General features: G+C 56.9%; 15 protein-coding genes and 1 tRNA gene. 11 read left to right on the top strand and 5 right to left on the bottom strand.

Going from position 1 to position 14,971, the window contains the following annotated elements; translation table 11 throughout:
• Positions 1–110: 110 nt before the first annotated feature.
• A complete protein-coding gene (locus DWU98_RS15870; protein WP_115496536.1) occupies positions 111–917 on the bottom strand; it encodes an SDR family NAD(P)-dependent oxidoreductase in 807 nt (268 codons plus the stop codon).
• Between the two features lie 112 nt (positions 918–1,029).
• Here DWU98_RS15870 and tpiA point away from each other — a divergent pair, with 112 nt between their 5' ends.
• The 8 genes from tpiA to DWU98_RS15825 all read left to right on the top strand — a co-directional run bounded on the left by tpiA (position 1,030) and on the right by DWU98_RS15825 (position 7,313).
• Positions 1,030–1,779 (top strand): triose-phosphate isomerase, encoded by a 750-nt coding sequence (tpiA, locus tag DWU98_RS15865; RefSeq protein WP_115496606.1) that lies wholly within the window; start codon positions 1,030–1,032, stop codon positions 1,777–1,779.
• A gap of 27 nt (positions 1,780–1,806) precedes the next feature.
• A complete protein-coding gene (gene secG / locus DWU98_RS15860) occupies positions 1,807–2,283 on the top strand; it encodes a preprotein translocase subunit SecG (RefSeq protein ID WP_115496535.1) in 477 nt (158 codons plus the stop codon).
• A gap of 15 nt (positions 2,284–2,298) precedes the next feature.
• Positions 2,299–2,383: transfer RNA gene (locus DWU98_RS15855), tRNA-Leu, on the top strand.
• 183 nt (positions 2,384–2,566) lie between these two features.
• Complete coding sequence (locus DWU98_RS15850; RefSeq protein ID WP_115496534.1) at positions 2,567–3,796, top strand: tyrosine-type recombinase/integrase; 1,230 nt, start codon at positions 2,567–2,569, stop codon at positions 3,794–3,796.
• Between the two features lie 28 nt (positions 3,797–3,824).
• Positions 3,825–4,082: a hypothetical protein gene (locus tag DWU98_RS15845; protein ID WP_115496533.1), complete on the top strand. Its 258-nt coding sequence runs from the start codon at positions 3,825–3,827 to the stop codon at positions 4,080–4,082.
• A 659-nt stretch (positions 4,083–4,741) separates the two neighbouring features.
• The gene (locus tag DWU98_RS15835) at positions 4,742–4,954 is read left to right on the top strand and encodes a helix-turn-helix transcriptional regulator (protein WP_115496531.1); all 213 of its coding nucleotides are present in this window, start codon (positions 4,742–4,744) and stop codon (positions 4,952–4,954) included.
• Entirely contained in the window at positions 4,951–5,385 is a 435-nt protein-coding gene (locus tag DWU98_RS15830) for a DNA primase (protein ID WP_115496530.1), read from the top strand. Before DWU98_RS15835 ends, DWU98_RS15830 begins: the two co-directional genes overlap by 4 nt.
• Positions 5,382–7,313 (top strand): DUF927 domain-containing protein, encoded by a 1,932-nt coding sequence (locus DWU98_RS15825; protein WP_115496529.1) that lies wholly within the window; start codon positions 5,382–5,384, stop codon positions 7,311–7,313. The genes DWU98_RS15830 and DWU98_RS15825 overlap by 4 nt, the downstream gene beginning before the upstream one ends.
• Before the next feature lie 320 nt (positions 7,314–7,633).
• Here the strand turns inward: DWU98_RS15825 and DWU98_RS22565 are convergent, their stop codons facing one another.
• Positions 7,634–7,828 (bottom strand): DUF2188 domain-containing protein, encoded by a 195-nt coding sequence (locus DWU98_RS22565; RefSeq protein WP_425480237.1) that lies wholly within the window; start codon positions 7,826–7,828, stop codon positions 7,634–7,636.
• A gap of 656 nt (positions 7,829–8,484) precedes the next feature.
• On the opposite strand from DWU98_RS22565, the gene DWU98_RS15815 reads away from it, so the two are divergent.
• Positions 8,485–9,447 carry a DUF2971 domain-containing protein gene (locus tag DWU98_RS15815; RefSeq protein WP_158545081.1) on the top strand — a complete coding sequence of 321 codons (963 nt, stop codon included), beginning with the start codon at positions 8,485–8,487 and terminating at the stop codon, positions 9,445–9,447.
• Positions 9,448–9,798: 351 nt separating this feature from the next.
• On the opposite strand, the gene DWU98_RS15810 is transcribed toward DWU98_RS15815, so the two are convergent.
• Positions 9,799–10,656, bottom strand: coding sequence for a hypothetical protein (locus tag DWU98_RS15810; RefSeq protein ID WP_115496526.1), 858 nt, complete (start codon positions 10,654–10,656; stop codon positions 9,799–9,801).
• Between the two features lie 1,320 nt (positions 10,657–11,976).
• On the opposite strand from DWU98_RS15810, the gene DWU98_RS21735 reads away from it, so the two are divergent.
• Complete coding sequence (locus tag DWU98_RS21735; RefSeq protein ID WP_147293342.1) at positions 11,977–12,222, top strand: hypothetical protein; 246 nt, start codon at positions 11,977–11,979, stop codon at positions 12,220–12,222.
• Positions 12,223–12,491: 269 nt separating this feature from the next.
• On the opposite strand, the gene DWU98_RS15800 is transcribed toward DWU98_RS21735, so the two are convergent.
• Positions 12,492–13,364, bottom strand: coding sequence for an NmrA family NAD(P)-binding protein (locus tag DWU98_RS15800; RefSeq protein WP_115496524.1), 873 nt, complete (start codon positions 13,362–13,364; stop codon positions 12,492–12,494).
• A 158-nt stretch (positions 13,365–13,522) separates the two neighbouring features.
• The gene (locus DWU98_RS15795; protein WP_115496523.1) at positions 13,523–13,813 is read right to left on the bottom strand and encodes a hypothetical protein; all 291 of its coding nucleotides are present in this window, start codon (positions 13,811–13,813) and stop codon (positions 13,523–13,525) included.
• 105 nt (positions 13,814–13,918) lie between these two features.
• On the opposite strand from DWU98_RS15795, the gene DWU98_RS15790 reads away from it, so the two are divergent.
• Entirely contained in the window at positions 13,919–14,878 is a 960-nt protein-coding gene (locus DWU98_RS15790; RefSeq protein WP_115496522.1) for a GlxA family transcriptional regulator, read from the top strand.
• Positions 14,879–14,971 lie beyond the last annotated feature (93 nt).

Genomic DNA, 14,971 nt, shown 5'->3' with positions numbered 1-14,971 from the left:
CGGCGAAGGACAATGGGGCTGTTGAAGGTGGCTGTCTTTTCCGCAAAGTTCGAGAAGTCCCTGGACAGCGACACATAAAAGATGGACCAACAACTCGAAGCCACCGCCACTCACTCATGTGCCCGATACCGCTTCGACTGCTTCGCCGACACCTTCAACGCAAGCCGATCCGGCATCAGCTTGAACAAACCCTTCACCGCGCGATTAAAGCGCCCCGTTACATGTACCGCGTCACCGCGCTCCACCGCTTCGATACCTTCCTGCACCACCGCACTCGCGTCCTGCCACATGAAATCCGGCATCTTGCTCACCAGCGGTCGCGTACCGGTGACATCGTGAAACTCAGAGCGCGTAAATCCCGGGCAAAGCGCGCATGCATGCACACCCAGGTGCTGGTTCTCCAACGCAAGCGATTGTGAAAACTTGATCATGTACGCCTTGCTCGCCGCATACAGCGTATGACCCGCCGTGCCCGGCACATGGCCTGCCAGCGACGCGACATTGACGATGCGTCCATAGCGCCGTTCCCGCATACCGCCAATCAATCGCCACGCCAGCTCCGTGGGCGCGGTCACCAGCACACGCAGAAAATCCGCGTGCACCTGCCAATCGTTTTGATCGAACCGGCCGGGTACGCCGTAGCCTGCGTTGTTGATCAACCAGTCCACGTGCAAACCACGCGCTGCCAGCGTCGCGCAGAGTTGTTCCGCACCGTCTGGGTCGGCCAGGTCGCAGGTGATCGCCGTCGCGTGAATACCGTGTTGATGGCTCAGTTCCTGCGCCAGGGCGTCCAGGCGATCCGTGCGCCGCGCCGTAAGCACCAGATCATGTCCACGTGTGGCAAGCGCATGGGCGAAAGCGGCACCAATGCCGGCGGAGGCGCCGGTGATCAGGCTGAGCGGGCGGGCTTGCGTCATGTGTTCTTCCTACCTAGATCGATATAAATAAAAATGCGTTCAGCAGGCGCGTTGCTGCGCCTTTTGACCATAGCTAAGCTTGCCAGCTTTATTGCAACGGATGCTTCACGCCATGCGCAAAAAGCTTGTCGCTGGGAATTGGAAAATGCACGGCAGCCGCTCCATGGCAGAAGCCCTGGTGGACGAAATCGCCCGCGCCAAGCCTGAAGGCATCGACGTGCTGGTGATTCCGCCGTATCCCTATCTCGCCCCGCTGGTGGATAAGTTCGGCGCCACAAGCATTGGCTTCGGTGCGCAGGACGTAAGCGAGCATCAGGGGCAGGGCGCCTATACCGGCGAAGTATCGGCATCGATGGTGGCCGACGTGGGCTGCCGATGGGGGCTGGTTGGTCATTCCGAGCGCCGCCACTACCACAGCGAAAGTAACGAGCAAGTGGCGCGCAAATTCGCGGCCGTCCGTGCCGCTGGTCTCACCCCCATTCTGTGCGTGGGCGAGAGCCTGGAGCAGCGCGAGGCCGGGGAGAATATGGAGGTCGTCAAACGCCAGCTTGCGGCCGTGCTTGCGCTCAATGGCATCGCCAGTTTCGACACCGCCGTGATCTCCTACGAACCGGTCTGGGCCATTGGCACAGGCCGCACCGCCACCCCCCAGCAAGCCCAGGAAATGCATGCGTTCATCCGTAGCCAATTGGCGCAGGAGGATGCTATGATTGCCCGTCTGACCCGGCTGCTTTATGGCGGCAGCGTCAAGGCGGCCAACGCTGCGGAGCTTTTCGCGCAGCCGGATGTGGACGGCGGTTTGATCGGGGGCGCGTCCCTCGTAGCGTCCGAATTCCTCGCCATCTGCAACGCCGCTCGTTGAGCGACACCGAACCTTACGCGAGACCTCATGTTCGTCATCTTCAGCGTGTTCTACATCCTGATCGCTGCAGCGATGATCGTGCTGATCCTCATGCAGCGCGGCGCTGGCGCCGACGCGGGCTCCGGTTTCGGTGCCGGCGCATCCGCCACGGTGTTCGGTGCCCGCGGCTCAGCCAACTTCCTGTCGCGCTCCACCGCCGTGCTCGCGGCGCTGTTCTTCGTGATCAGCCTCGGCATGGGCATCTACTTGAAGGCCAACGGCAGCGCCATCCATCAGCAGCAGGCCAACAACGACCTCGGGGTGATGGCGGCCCTTGGCAACAAGCCCGCGACAACGCAAAATGCGCAGCCCGCCGCGCCGGCCAAACCTCAGGCGGCTGTGCCAGCGCCCACTGCTCCGGCCAACAACGGCGAAGTACCCGCCGCCCAGCCGGCACCGGCCAAGGCGCAGCAGGGTGAAGTCCCGGCCCCCACGGCCCCGGCAGCAGCAACGAGCAAGCACTAAAATCGAAAGACACCAGCCCAGGTGGCGGAATTGGTAGACGCACTACCTTGAGGTGGTAGCGACGTAAGTCGTGGGGGTTCGAGTCCCCCCTTGGGCACCATTAAGCAGTCTGATACGGTCCAGACCAGACCAAAAAGACGATAAAAACCCGCTACTTAGGCGGGTTTTTTATTGCCCGCTGTCCGAATCAATCCGGGGGCATCCATTGCAATCCACCCCTCTGTGGGGGCAGACTTGGGGGCAGTGCAAGAAATTGCGTTAGTCCTGTGCAAGGAATGCCCCCATGCCCCTGACCGTTCTCGACATCAAGCAGGCTAAGCCTGCGGACAAGCCATATCGGCTGTACGACGAAAAGGGGATGTATCTGGAAGTGTCCCCATCAGGCGGGAAGCTGTTCCGCCTCAAGTACCGGGTGGATGGCAGGGAAAAGCGGCTGGCGCTAGGTGGCTACCCTGATACCAGCCTTAGTGAAGCTCGCGAGAGGCGGGACGAAGCCAGGAAGCTCATTGCACAGGGCATAGACCCTAGTGCCGAAAGGCAGGAAGCCAAGCGCCAGCGAGCCGAAGCCAATCAAGCCGCCGCTGACACCTTCGAAGCCGTCACCCGAGAATGGATGACTCGTGAGCACGAACGAGTCGCTGAAGTAACCGCGAACAAAAATCGTTGGTTGTTCGAGACGTTTTTATTTCCTGAAATCGGCTGCTTGCCATTGGCTGCAATCACGCCACGCGTGCTGCTAGATGCCCTACGTAAGATAGAAGCTGCGGGCAAACAGGAAACTGCGCGCCGTGCCAAGATCAAAGCAGGGCAGGTTTTCCGGTTCGCCATTCTGGAAGGCAAGGTTGATAACGATCCAACCGCTGCGCTGCGAGGCGCTATCAAGCGGGTGAAACACAAGCACCATGCCGCCATCACTGATCCAGCGAAAATCGGTCAGCTGTTGCGCGATATCGACGGCTTTACCGGTCAGCCCGTTACCCACGCTGCGCTGAAGCTGGCACCGCTGGTGTTCGTACGCCCAGGCGAGCTGCGCGGTGCGGACTGGTCGGAAATCGACTTCGACGACGCAATGTGGCGTATTCCCGCCGCGCGCATGAAGATGAAAGCAGATCACCTTGTGCCGCTATCCGCGCAAGCCATTGCGATCCTGCGCGACCTGCATCCGCTCACCGGGCATGGGCGCTATGTATTCCCAAGCTTGCGCGGCGCTAGCCGCCAAATGAGCGAGAACACAGTAAACATGGCCTTGCGCGGTCTTGGTTATGACGGCGACACGATGACCGGTCACGGCTTTCGTGCGATGGCATCCAGTCGTTTGAACGAAATGGGTTGGGATGAACGCGCTATCGAGCGCCAACTAGCGCACGCCGAGTCTAATGAGGTCAAAGGCGCTTACAACTACGCCGCGAAATATCTAGAGGATCGCAAACGGATGATGCAGGCGTGGGCCGATTATTTAGACGGCCTGCGCACGGGTGGCCAAGTCGTTGCATTCAAAAGCAAGGCTGGCTGATTGCCAGGAACGAAGGAAGGGAACAAACATGCAGATGCAAACGATAGAACCAGCGGACCTTACACAACAGCTGCATGCGCTGAGATTGGCGGCGCGATCGCTGTTAACTGACATTGAGCTGCGCGTGGCAGCACAACACGATGCCGCCGTAGAAGCATTTGATCGTAATGAGATTGAACGATTGGCGGAAGCTGATGCGTTGACTTGGTTGGATGAGGCCGAGCGCGCTTTGCGACGAGGATTGATGTTTGCTGAGCGTGCAATCCTCCAGCCTGCTACGTTCTAGTCGTCTAGTACTAAATCAGAATCAATCCATTAGGGCTGCCGCGAGGTGGCCCGTCATTTTTTGGCGATCAGGTTCGCTACGTGGGTACGTTACTCCCAATGAGCGCATTAGCTAACTACTTCATTGGGCTGTCGAAAAAGCGAACATCTCCGCAATGGAGGGCATCTAAGCTATCCGCGATCCTAACTTCGTCCTAACCGATGAAGTCCAGCAACGCACCGATGCAGACATTTCCGCAATGGGAACGCCGACTGCGTGGCTGGATGATTCACTTGGAAACTTTCTGCAATGACGCTGCGGTTACCGATCTCTGATTATGGGGTCGCTGTCGGACTATGCAGGTTCACGCGGGACGACAAAGTGCTCAATAACAACCCACCGAGGAAACGCTCATGAGAGATCACCATAAAGAAAGCGCCAGCAATGTGCCGGCCGGTGTGTCTCTGTAGGAATATCAACAGCATGAAACAGATGAACGATCACGGCGGGTCATACTGCAAGCTCAAGGATGCGGCCACTTATATAAGTGTTCGCCCACTGAAGCTGTGCGACATGATCCGCAATGGGGAGATAGAGGCACATCAAGCGCCACACGGCGAGACATTCATTTTGTGGAGTGAGATTCACTGCTACATGACAAAGCGAGCAGGGGGCACGGTATGACGCTACCCGTTTACGTTCGTGCTGCCGACATTTACACCAATCGTAAGGCGAACAAGATTGGTTTGTTACCCATCTCCCGCTCTACTTGGTGGGAATGGGTGAGTGCTGGTAAAGCTCCCAAGCCGATCAAACTATCCAGTCGCGTGACGGCGTGGCGAACTGCCGAAGTGCTGGCGTTTGCTGAGTCGCAGTCAGGGGTTGGCGCATGAGCGCCGCCCTATTGCTGGCTCGGCTCAACGGGGTGCGAAAACAAGGCAGTGGCTGGCGGGCAGACTGCCCCAACGGTCACAACAAAGCGCGTGGGTCTCTCTCTGTCGTTGAAGCCGATGATGGGCGTGTAATGCTCCATTGCTTCGCATGCAACGACACCCCAGGCATCCTTCATGCGCTAGGTTTACAGATGGCAGATCTGTTCCCCGGACGGATCAAAGACACCAGCCCTGAAGGCCGCAAAGGGACGACCGAAGCATTCAAGCATAACGGGTGGGGCGCAGCCTTAGGTGTGCTGGATCGTGAGGCCACGGTGGTTTTGATCGCCGCGAATGACATGCAGGCAGGTAACCCGTTACCCGGGAATGATGTAATGCGTGTTAGGTTGGCCGCCCGGCGCATTACCCAGGCACGGGAGGCGTTGCGATGAATGGTATGGAGACGCTTTCTCGACACGTCCGTGAGATAGATAAGCAGGCTATTGCCGATCTGGACTTGTTGGATCGGCTAGCTCCGGTGCAGACCCTTGCAAAAAATGCCCGGGACAGCCGGGACACTCGGGACACATTGCGCACCAAGGCTTCGGACCGTCCCGGTTCTAAATCAGCCGAGCGGGACAAGCGGGACAACGGTGAGCTAAGGCCGCACTTTGAACTGGTGGAATGCGACGATGCTACTCGTGCGGCGGGCGTCTATTGGATTGATGTAGCCCGCGACGGTAGCGGGGAGATCACGGGTTATGCGCCGTCTCGCTGGATTTGCTCGCCGTTGCGCGTGGCCGCCGATACTCGTGACATGCAGGGTGGTGAATGGGGGCGCTTGCTCGTGTTCCCTGATCGCGACGGGCGCGAACATCGCTGGTGCATGCCAATGCAGATGCTGGCGGGCGGTGGCGAGGAATTGCGTGGCGAACTGCTGCGCGAAGGGCTGACGATTACTTCAAATACGAAGGATCGGGGCAAACTCGCGGATTACATCCAGACCGAAAAACCGAAAGCGGCAGCGCGTTGTGTAACCCGTACCGGCTGGCATGGTGACGTGTTTGTGTTGCCACGCGAGACCTTTGGCGAGGCCGACGGCGAGTCGGTGCTATTCCAGTCTGCGAGCCTGGATGGTGTTGCGCTGGGGCAGGGTGGCACGCTTGAGGGGTGGCGGGAGCAGGTGGCGGCGCGCTGCGTTGGACATTCAAGATTAGTTCTTTCTATTTGCGCTGGCTTTGCGGGGCCGTGTCTTGGCTTGCTAGGCATGGATGGCGGCGGCTTCCATCTGCGTGGTGCAAGCAGTACCGGTAAGAGCACGGCGCTGTCTGTAGCTACATCTCTATACGGGTCTCCGAGCTTTCTACGAACTTGGCGAAACACTGACAATGCCCTTGAGGGCATCGCCGCGATGCACTCTGACTTGCTGCTGGTTCTGGACGAGATCGGTCAGCTTGAGCCTAAGCATGCGGGTGCGGTGGCTTATCTGCTGGCAAACGGGCAAGGCAAGGGGCGAGCCGCACGCGATGGCTCACCGCGAGCGCTAACAACGTGGCGCGTTTTGTTCCTTTCCGCTGGTGAGATCGGTTTAGGCGATTTGGTTACACAGTCGGGTGGCAAGGTGCGTGCAGGGCAAGAGGTGCGTGTAATCGATTTACCCGCCGATGCTGGCGCAGGGTGCGGTATTTTCAATGCGCTGTCCGACGACGTGGCACCGGGTTTACTCGCGGACGAATTGAAGGCCGCCAGCGCCACGCACTACGGGCACGCGCTGCCTGCATTCCTGCGGGCTTTGGTGGCCGATCAAGGGAAAGTTCGCAAGACGTTGGCGGAGTCGCAAAAAGTAATTTTTGCCAATCTTGTTGGTCCGAATACCACTGGACAGGTTCGGCGTGTTGCCGAGCGTTTCGCGCTGCTGGGTGTAGCCGGTGAATTGGCAACCTACTATCAGCTCACCGGCTGGCGCACGGGCGAAGCAACACGGGCGGCTCAAGCGTGTTTCTCCGCATGGCTGGCAGCACGCGGCACGGATGGCGCTTCGGAGCCAACCGCCATGCTGGAGCAGGTGCGGGCATTCCTATCAGCGCACGGTGAATCCCGGTTTACTGACTGGAGCGTGATGGATGACGCTCCCCGCACTATCAATCGCGCCGGCTTCCGTAAGCGTACCGATGCCGGTCCTGTGTTCTACATTGAGCGCGAAGCTTTTCGACGTGAGGTGTGCACCGGCTTTGATCCTGCTGCTGTCGCTAAGACATTAATGGAGGCAGGTGCGTTGTTACCCGGTAGCAATGGCGAGGCAACGCGCAAGGAGCGCCTACCCGACGGGCGTAGCGTGCGCGTTTACGTGGTCACTTCGACACTGTGGGCCGGAGCTTAAGCGCCATAACGGTGTTTGGAGATCGCTATTTGTCCCGGCTGTCCCGAGAGCTTGTCGGGCTACCGGGACAGGCTAGCTCTTGGGCCTCAACGTGTCCCGGTTGTCCCGGCTGTCCCGGCAAGAAAAAGGAAGGGCTAGACCAGTGCGATAAATGGAAAGAAGTTGGTTCTTAAGCATGAGGCATTATCCCTCTTAGGATGGCGCTTCAACCAACACACGCGACGTTGCAGCGCTACCTTCTAAGCACGCCTCATTATTGTTATCGCTAATGACATGACCCGGCGTCGCGAAGGATGCCGGGTCATGAGTGCCGCTAACGCTTACTTACCGCTTGAACGCCATTTATCAGGGTGGCCCACGGATGTGTGGCGTACCCGTTCGACTAAGGGATGTTTCGCCCCATGTTCAGTTGCCCATGCGATGGCTTTCGCCTGGGTTGGCTCAACGGTACTTGCCCGTGAGGCTCCCGGGCGCCGGACCGCATAGTCGCCTTGCTCGCGACGTTCAACATACATCTCATGCTTTTTAGCCATACAAACTGCTCCACACGTGAGATTGAAGGTCCACGGCGGCCAGGCCTGGCGAGCAGTTCGATTTGACACTCCGTCGAACGTACGGATATCGTGCAGTTGACCCCGCTCGATTCCCATACGCGCTCTGCGCCGTGGGTTTTGTGGGCACCGACCACTTGTCCGGCTGCAACCGGCAAGTGGTTATTTTTTGCCCACACCCCCAACATATCGGGGTCAAAAGGCCCGGTCAACCCAATAATTTGTGGATAAGCCGGTGGATAAGTGGTGTGAGGTCGCCTGGCGACTATGCTGGAAGCCTATCCACTGACTTCAAAAATCCATACTGCCGCGAAACAAGTAGCGCCGCGATTTAGCCCTTTTTCGCCGGGTCCTTCCCGAGGGGGTATGCAGGGCGGGGTCCTCGACACCCCAGAATTCGCGTTGTGCGTGGCCTTAGAAATTCCATTTGTTGTTTATACCTGCTTGAATCTATCTTATTGAAATAAATGAAATTTCATGCGTAACCGGCATAAAAAAGCGCCACCCGACAGAAGATTGGCCGCCCCGTTGACCTATGCAAAACCCGCCAGCCCCGGCGGATTTTTTGCGTCTATGCTGGTGGGTAAGCCGTCCGACGAAGTAATCACATTGGAATGACGATGACTGATTTCTCTGATGCTTGTAGGACCGAACTGTGGCGAGACTTCGACGAGTCGACCGCCTACCCGAAACTTCGCCCGTTATTGGCTCACTACACCACGTTGCCGGTGCTCGAAAAGATCGTCATGAACAACGAAATGTGGTTTTCGCACCCGCTTCTAATGAACGACAGCGAGGAAATGCGCTGGGGCCTTGAGCAGGGACAACGATTGTTCCTCAGCAATGAGAACATCATGGCTGCATGTGGGTCCGATGCGAGGCGCGCAAAATTGATAGAAGATTTCAATTCGCGCTACATCCAGTACACGCATATGGAAGCAGCAAGTACATACGTTGCGTGCTTTTGTCGTCACGACGATGCGAATGAAAGGGACGGCATATTGTCGATGTGGCGCGGGTATGGCGGGAACGGAAGCGGTGTCGCCCTGATTTTTGATACGCAATACATCAATGCTCGCGAAGACACGCCGTTCGTATTAGCTCCCATTGTTTACCTGTCTCAGGCTGAGCGAACGGCTCACATCACGGCACAGGTAAATTCACTCGCAGAGATAATTCGCGCGCATAACCCGCCGGACGATCAGGTGTACTTAGCTAGCGGCTGGTTCATGGAAAGGCTAAAGCTGTTTTCGTTGTTCACAAAGCACAACGGGTTCAGTGAAGAAAGAGAGTGGCGACTCGCATACATGGGGGACCGTGACAAAGACGGGCTTTTTCACGACATGATCGGATATTTCATTACCGATCGCGGCGCGCAACCAAAGTTAAAGCTAAAAATCGGCCCGCATCCCGGATTCAAAGATCCCGAGTTGACTTTGGAAAAACTGGCGCACTCCGTCTTGCTTGGGCCATCTTTGGCTGGAAGGCTCAATCAATTGGCCATCGAAAGAATGCTGATGTTGGCCAATAAGCCAAAGCTTCGAATGGCTGTGCGTGTTTCAGGTATTCCATATCGCGCGTGAGCACAGCTAGTTGCTAGTAAGCTCATGCTGATAATAGGCGCCTACAGGATCATCAAGTATCGCCTTCATGTCTGCCAGCTTGTGTGCACGCGGGTCTAGCCATGCGTCTAGGTTGTAGGGCTTGATCGCGATCACACAGCGATCGTGCCAGGCCGCAGCAACTTAGAGCGGCGGTTCGTGTGTGACGATCGCAAAGGAAAAGAATGCGGCTTCGCCGTCAGTTGCTTCGACATGTCGCCAGAGGCACGCGAGTAGTAGTTCTTGTTGCGGTTCCGGTTCAAATTGTATTCCGACGCTGGCCTAGCTTTGTTGGGCGTCGGCGTTCATCGAGAACGATTGCCAATAGTCAAATTACTGTGGAGCAAGCGGAATTTCGGCCATACAGTGTTTGCTGAGTTCAGAGAGCGTCATTGCGTCGGCTAACATTTGCGGGTGAAATTTGATCGGCGCCGCCTCGCCAAAGGCATGTATTGCGAAAAACGCAGGAGTACCAATACTGTCCTTTTCCCGTTCAAATCGTTCAACTTCGTTGAAGTCATGCCGTTTTATGGCGTCCCACAGCTTCCGATCGGCATCGTTGAATGCCTGCTGTTCTTCTGCTGTCATTTGAGCGGGTGGAACGTAGAGCGGAATTCGATGGGCCAAAGAATCGCGATAGTCCTTTGCGTATTGCTTGTGCCATTCGGAAATCTTCGAGTCTCGCAGGTAAGCAGCAAGCCTTTCGGGAAGTAATTTCTTAGTGGCTTCTTTAAATAAGCCGACAGACTCCGGTTTGACGTTGGCACCTGTTTCGGCGCAAAAAACGTGCGCCCAGTTGTCGAGAACGCCAGTTACGTTCATTGTGTGGGCCTGAATGTTTATCTTGACGTCTTCTATAGTCTCGCTAGCTAGCGGACGCGTCGTATTGGTCGGGAAAAGCGTAAAGACGTTTTCAATGCAACGTTCAATCGTCGAGATGCGTCGCGCAACGCCAAATTTAAGGTATTCCTTCGCCTTTTCGATCCGCAATGATGGTTCGGTTTCCATCAGCAAGCGCATTCGCACTTCTAGGAGCATTCGGACGCAGGCGTGCGCCTGCTCTTCCAACTTTGCCGCATTGTCTGCTGAATACGCCACGCCATTTTCTCCTTGTCTGGTTTTCCCGCGCTTTGACTCGCGAATTGCCTGCAATTGTTCGAGCGCGGCGAATAGCCCGTCCTCGCTTTGCATGGGCGACGCCGCAATGAGGGCACCTATCGAGATTCAGAACTTGGCCGTCTTTCATGGATTCCCCTTAATTCCCTGAAGAGGTCAGTTTACAAAAAGCTGTCACTGGCGCTGGCCGAAGTTCTGGTCGATAACGTTCGGGTCTTCATGGAAGACCCGAACGTGACTATCGGTTGGGCTACTGAGGAGGACCAAGCGCGCAACATTTGGGGGCATGACTGGGGGCAGGATGAAAAACCGAAAAGTCATAACCTTTTCTTATCAGTATCTTATACGCGCTATGCGGCGCCCCCCTTGGCACCAACACCATGCTTCAGGACGTGTCAGAACGTCTCAGAAGCCTAAAGAAACCCGCTACTTAACGGTTTTTTTTGTGTCAGCTCGTTTCACGGAAGCCCACGATTTTTCCGCACCTATATTCAAAATCATGAGTGAACTCGATCAAGCCAAGCGAGCGTCGGATCGTGCCAACAAGTTGGTTGAAGAACTCGAACGCAGAAGAGACTACTTCCGATGACGGAGTCACTGTGCGTTATAAGGTGTCCTGGTCGCATCATGGACACCTGATCAGCCGCAACGCTTCGCTGGGTTGGATCACGCCCACTTAACCTGTATACGCGCATGCTGCATACGCAGCGGTCGGAACGCATCCGCTACCTCAGCTTGCGAACCTAAACCCTCGCCTCTGTGCCATGGTCCTGCTCTACGCAAGGCCCGTTTATCACCTCTCGTGTGATAGCTCATTTACAGAGGCCATCCCTTATGCCTATGTCGCGTATGCCACCGCACCTGTCGCTGGCGCAGATCCACAGTATTTATGCGCCCGATTTCGATACACAGGACAACACCAGGCATGACGTTGATATTGTCTACTCACGGACCTCGTTTGGTGGGCGCGAACCTGGTCATCCTGGACATCCGCCACTGGCACCTCAGTCAAAATGGAAAAAGAGCCGGCGCTAACGGTTTAAAGACGGACGCTGGATTTGTCGTGTGTGGCTCTCTTTTTCGAGTCCGCGAGGCTCATCTGAATCTTGGCCATTCCCAACGTACATCTATCGCCTTCAGAGTGCCGGATCATGCGCGCACTCATGGGGCGATTTTGCATCAGTTGGGATCGTGAACTCATGACGGCAGAGCGGATGCTCCACTTGCAACAAAAAGGCATGGTTGTACGTGATGACGGGCGATGGAAAATCACCGCATTGGGCGTCATGTATGCCTCAATGGTGCTTTAAGACGTGGCGCGTAGGCGACCTCTGTCGGTCACTCAAAGATGGCTAGCGCAGCTGCGAGAAACACCCATATGAGGATGACATTCGTATGAACTTGAACGCCTATTTTGACCTTGTTATGCAAAGCATGCGAAAGCATGCAATCTATTCGGAACCTCGTAGCGCGCGAGTTATTTCGCGCGTACGTGCTCAACTCATCCTTCTCGATCATATGGATCAATTGGACTCGCCCCGCGCATCACCTCCTGAACTTCTGGAGGAAGGTGCCCGTCGCGAGCTATGGGAGATGGATATTGAGGCGGAGCGAAAGATGCCTGTCCTGGTGATGAAATAGCGTCGTGGGCTGTTCTGTGGCGACATGACAGAACACGGGGAAGCTGTGTGCATGTGGTGCTCGATAGCCTCATGGCGCAGCATTCGCGCAACCGTGACTTGGCTTCACTACGGCCGATCCGGATGGCCACCTCTTCCAGCGTCTCCTTCCTCGAAAGGATCGGCTCGCCTCGTGAGAAAGGCTGCGGCGGGTAACAACGCCGCGAGGGTGGCCGGTAGCGAGAGCAAGGAAGATTTGAAATAGCGTCATTTTCATTGTGCCTGTGGCACTTATCGCCATGCTGAGCGATTCCGCTCGACGAACTCGGCTACCGATTCTGGTTTGCGTCCCGTGATTCGCTCGATCACATTGTTGGTTCCCGCCATCTCGCCATCCTGCTGCTGCTGTGCGACGCCATTGATGTGCTGGGCAAGGAAGGGGATTTCAACATCCGCATCACGGATGTTCTTGATCCATTGCTCGCCGGAGACGCGTGTGTATTGGACGGATTTACCGAGCGTCCGGCCGACGATTTCCGCGATCTGAAGCGCAGGCAGCTCTTCCGGACCAAAAAGTTCGTAGGTTTGTCCGGCGTGACCTTCGGGATGGGTGAGAATGGCCGCGATTACCCGACCAAGGTCCAGGCCTGACACCGATGCGAACTTGCCGGTGGTGCCGAATGGAACAGCGTAGTGGCCGTTGCTGATCCCTTTTCGCATGTAGAGCAACCATTCATCGAAGATGGTCGGATGTAGGTGGACGACAGGAACGCCGAAGTGATCGAAGATGCGCTCCGCGAGCCAGTGCTCCAGCGCCGAGTTGCTACGGGCGTCAGCCCGAGCTGTACGCTGAGACATGTTGACGATGAACTCAGCGCCGGCTTCCGACGCGGCCTGCGCGTAAATCGCGGTGGCCTCGGTTAGACCGGGCCGCATTGGGTAAACGAAGTAGGCTCGCTTTATCCCCACGAACGCGCGTCGGATCGCCCGGAAATCGAGGAGATCGGCGGTGACGATTTCGGCGCCGAGCGTTTTGAGCTTCTGAGCGCGTTCATCGTCGCTCCGCACGAGTGCGCGAACCGGAAGGCCGTTTTCCAAAAGGAGTTTGGCCGCGATGCCGCCGGTAGTACCCGTGGCACCGGCAATGAGGATAGGGGTGGTCATATCGGCGGTGACTCCTGCGTTCGAATGCCCTGAAGCAGATCGCTCAGGGCGCGTTGTGATGGGGCTAGTGGCGCCAGCGATCAGGGTGGTGGAAGACCTGACGGCGCCGACGCCACACGCCGAAGGCTCAAAGGTGGAATGAGCCGGATTTAAACGGTTTACTGCCCTTGAATCAGACGGCCGAGCGGGATCAGTGGGCCGACCGGCATCAGTTCGTACGTCATGAGCTTTTCGGCCACCAGGGTCAGCGAATCCAGCGTGGCTTTGGCTTGCTCGACTGAGTCGACGTTCATCAAGAAGATCGGTCCGACCTTCTCACGGAACCAGAATTGTTCGACTTTACCGTCGAGGTAGAGCTTCAGCGTAGCGGGCACTTCGTGGGGCATGTGCTTCTGGAGCTGTTCGGGGGTCAGGGCGGCGCTGGCTGTGCCAATGGCGAAGACTTTCATGGGTGACTCCTTGTTGAATGTGGACAGGTGCGACGGACACAAATCTAGTCTTCGAAGCCATCAGGCGGTATAGTCGTAAATGACAACTTTAGGGTCATTTACGCCATGCGCATTTCCATCCTGGCTCTGGATGGGCTCTTCGATACGGGCCTTACCGTGACTTTGGACGCCTTGGCGATCGCCAACCGATTTGCCCAGCGCAGGAGCAAGACGGCGCTGTTCGAGGTTTCCATCGTTGGCGTGCGCAAACGCGTCCGCACGGGGCAGGGGTTTCTCATACCGGCACAAGAGGCCGCGTCCGTTGCAAAGCCGGATTGGATAATCGTTCCGGCCTTGACGACATCAACACCGGAATCGCTCATCCCGGCGCTTGAGCGAAAAGACGTCAAGCAGGCGGTCAAACACCTTCTGGCATGGCACGGCAAAGGCGCGCATATCGCCAGTTCTTGCATCGGTTCGTTTCTTTTGGCGGAAACCGGCCTGCTTGACGGGCACGAAGCCACCACAACCTGGTGGCTCGCTCCGCTGTTTCGTCAACGCTATCCGAACGTTTCGCTCGATGAGTCGCGCATGCTCGTGTCATCGGGAAGGTTGGTGACTACGGGTGCGGCCATGGGACATCTCGACCTTGCTCTCTGGCTGATCCGCAAGGCCAGCCCGGACCTCTCCCAGATGGTCTCGCGCTACCTGCTCGCCGATATTCGATCTTCGCAGGCGCCCTACATCATTCCCAACCATTTGGCTCAGGCCGATCCGCTCATCGTGCGTTTCGAGCGGTGGGCAAGAGAACACCTCAAGGAAGGTTTTTCACTGCAGCAGGCGGCCAGTGCCTTGGCCGTCAGCGCACGCACGTTGCAGCGTCGCTGTCAGAGCGTTCTTGGCAAATCACCCTTGGATTATTTTCAGGACTTACGCGTCGAGCATGCGCGGTCACTCGTTCAAGGAGGCGTCGATCTCGAAGAGATTGCCGCCGAAGTAGGTTATGCCGATGGTGCAACGTTACGGTCTTTGCTGCGTCAACGATTGGGGCGAGGGGTCAGGGAACTTCGCGCGGACTTGCGTTGAGCGCAACACGCGGGCAATGCGTTCTGCATGAGTCATGCCTGATTACAGGGCGAAGGTAATTCGACCGTGTACCTTCGACACTGCGGAAGGTAC

Source organism: Dyella monticola, from assembly GCF_003363155.1.
Taxonomy (GTDB): domain Bacteria; phylum Pseudomonadota; class Gammaproteobacteria; order Xanthomonadales; family Rhodanobacteraceae; genus Dyella_B; species Dyella_B monticola.
Note: the sequence above shows the minus strand (reverse complement) of the source record. Positions and strands in the feature narration are given on the sequence as shown.

Excerpts from the sequence above, each read along its gene's own strand:
- DWU98_RS15825 (WP_115496529.1), top strand. The coding sequence starts at position 5,382 with ATGAATGGTATGGAGACGCTTTCTCGACACGTCCGTGAGATAGATAAG.
- DWU98_RS15850 (WP_115496534.1), top strand. The coding sequence starts at position 2,567 with ATGCCCCTGACCGTTCTCGACATCAAGCAGGCTAAGCCTGCGGACAAG.
- DWU98_RS15870 (WP_115496536.1), bottom strand. The coding sequence starts at position 917 with ATGACGCAAGCCCGCCCGCTCAGCCTGATCACCGGCGCCTCCGCCGGC.
- tpiA (WP_115496606.1), top strand. The coding sequence starts at position 1,030 with ATGCGCAAAAAGCTTGTCGCTGGGAATTGGAAAATGCACGGCAGCCGC.
- DWU98_RS15830 (WP_115496530.1), top strand. The coding sequence starts at position 4,951 with ATGAGCGCCGCCCTATTGCTGGCTCGGCTCAACGGGGTGCGAAAACAA.
- DWU98_RS22565 (WP_425480237.1), bottom strand. The coding sequence starts at position 7,828 with ATGTATGTTGAACGTCGCGAGCAAGGCGACTATGCGGTCCGGCGCCCG.
- DWU98_RS15815 (WP_158545081.1), top strand. The coding sequence starts at position 8,485 with ATGACTGATTTCTCTGATGCTTGTAGGACCGAACTGTGGCGAGACTTC.
- DWU98_RS21735 (WP_147293342.1), top strand. The coding sequence starts at position 11,977 with ATGAACTTGAACGCCTATTTTGACCTTGTTATGCAAAGCATGCGAAAG.
- DWU98_RS15800 (WP_115496524.1), bottom strand. The coding sequence starts at position 13,364 with ATGACCACCCCTATCCTCATTGCCGGTGCCACGGGTACTACCGGCGGC.
- DWU98_RS15795 (WP_115496523.1), bottom strand. The coding sequence starts at position 13,813 with ATGAAAGTCTTCGCCATTGGCACAGCCAGCGCCGCCCTGACCCCCGAA.
- secG (WP_115496535.1), top strand. The coding sequence starts at position 1,807 with ATGTTCGTCATCTTCAGCGTGTTCTACATCCTGATCGCTGCAGCGATG.
- DWU98_RS15835 (WP_115496531.1), top strand. The coding sequence starts at position 4,742 with ATGACGCTACCCGTTTACGTTCGTGCTGCCGACATTTACACCAATCGT.
- DWU98_RS15845 (WP_115496533.1), top strand. The coding sequence starts at position 3,825 with ATGCAGATGCAAACGATAGAACCAGCGGACCTTACACAACAGCTGCAT.
- DWU98_RS15790 (WP_115496522.1), top strand. The coding sequence starts at position 13,919 with ATGCGCATTTCCATCCTGGCTCTGGATGGGCTCTTCGATACGGGCCTT.
- DWU98_RS15810 (WP_115496526.1), bottom strand. The coding sequence starts at position 10,656 with ATGCAAAGCGAGGACGGGCTATTCGCCGCGCTCGAACAATTGCAGGCA.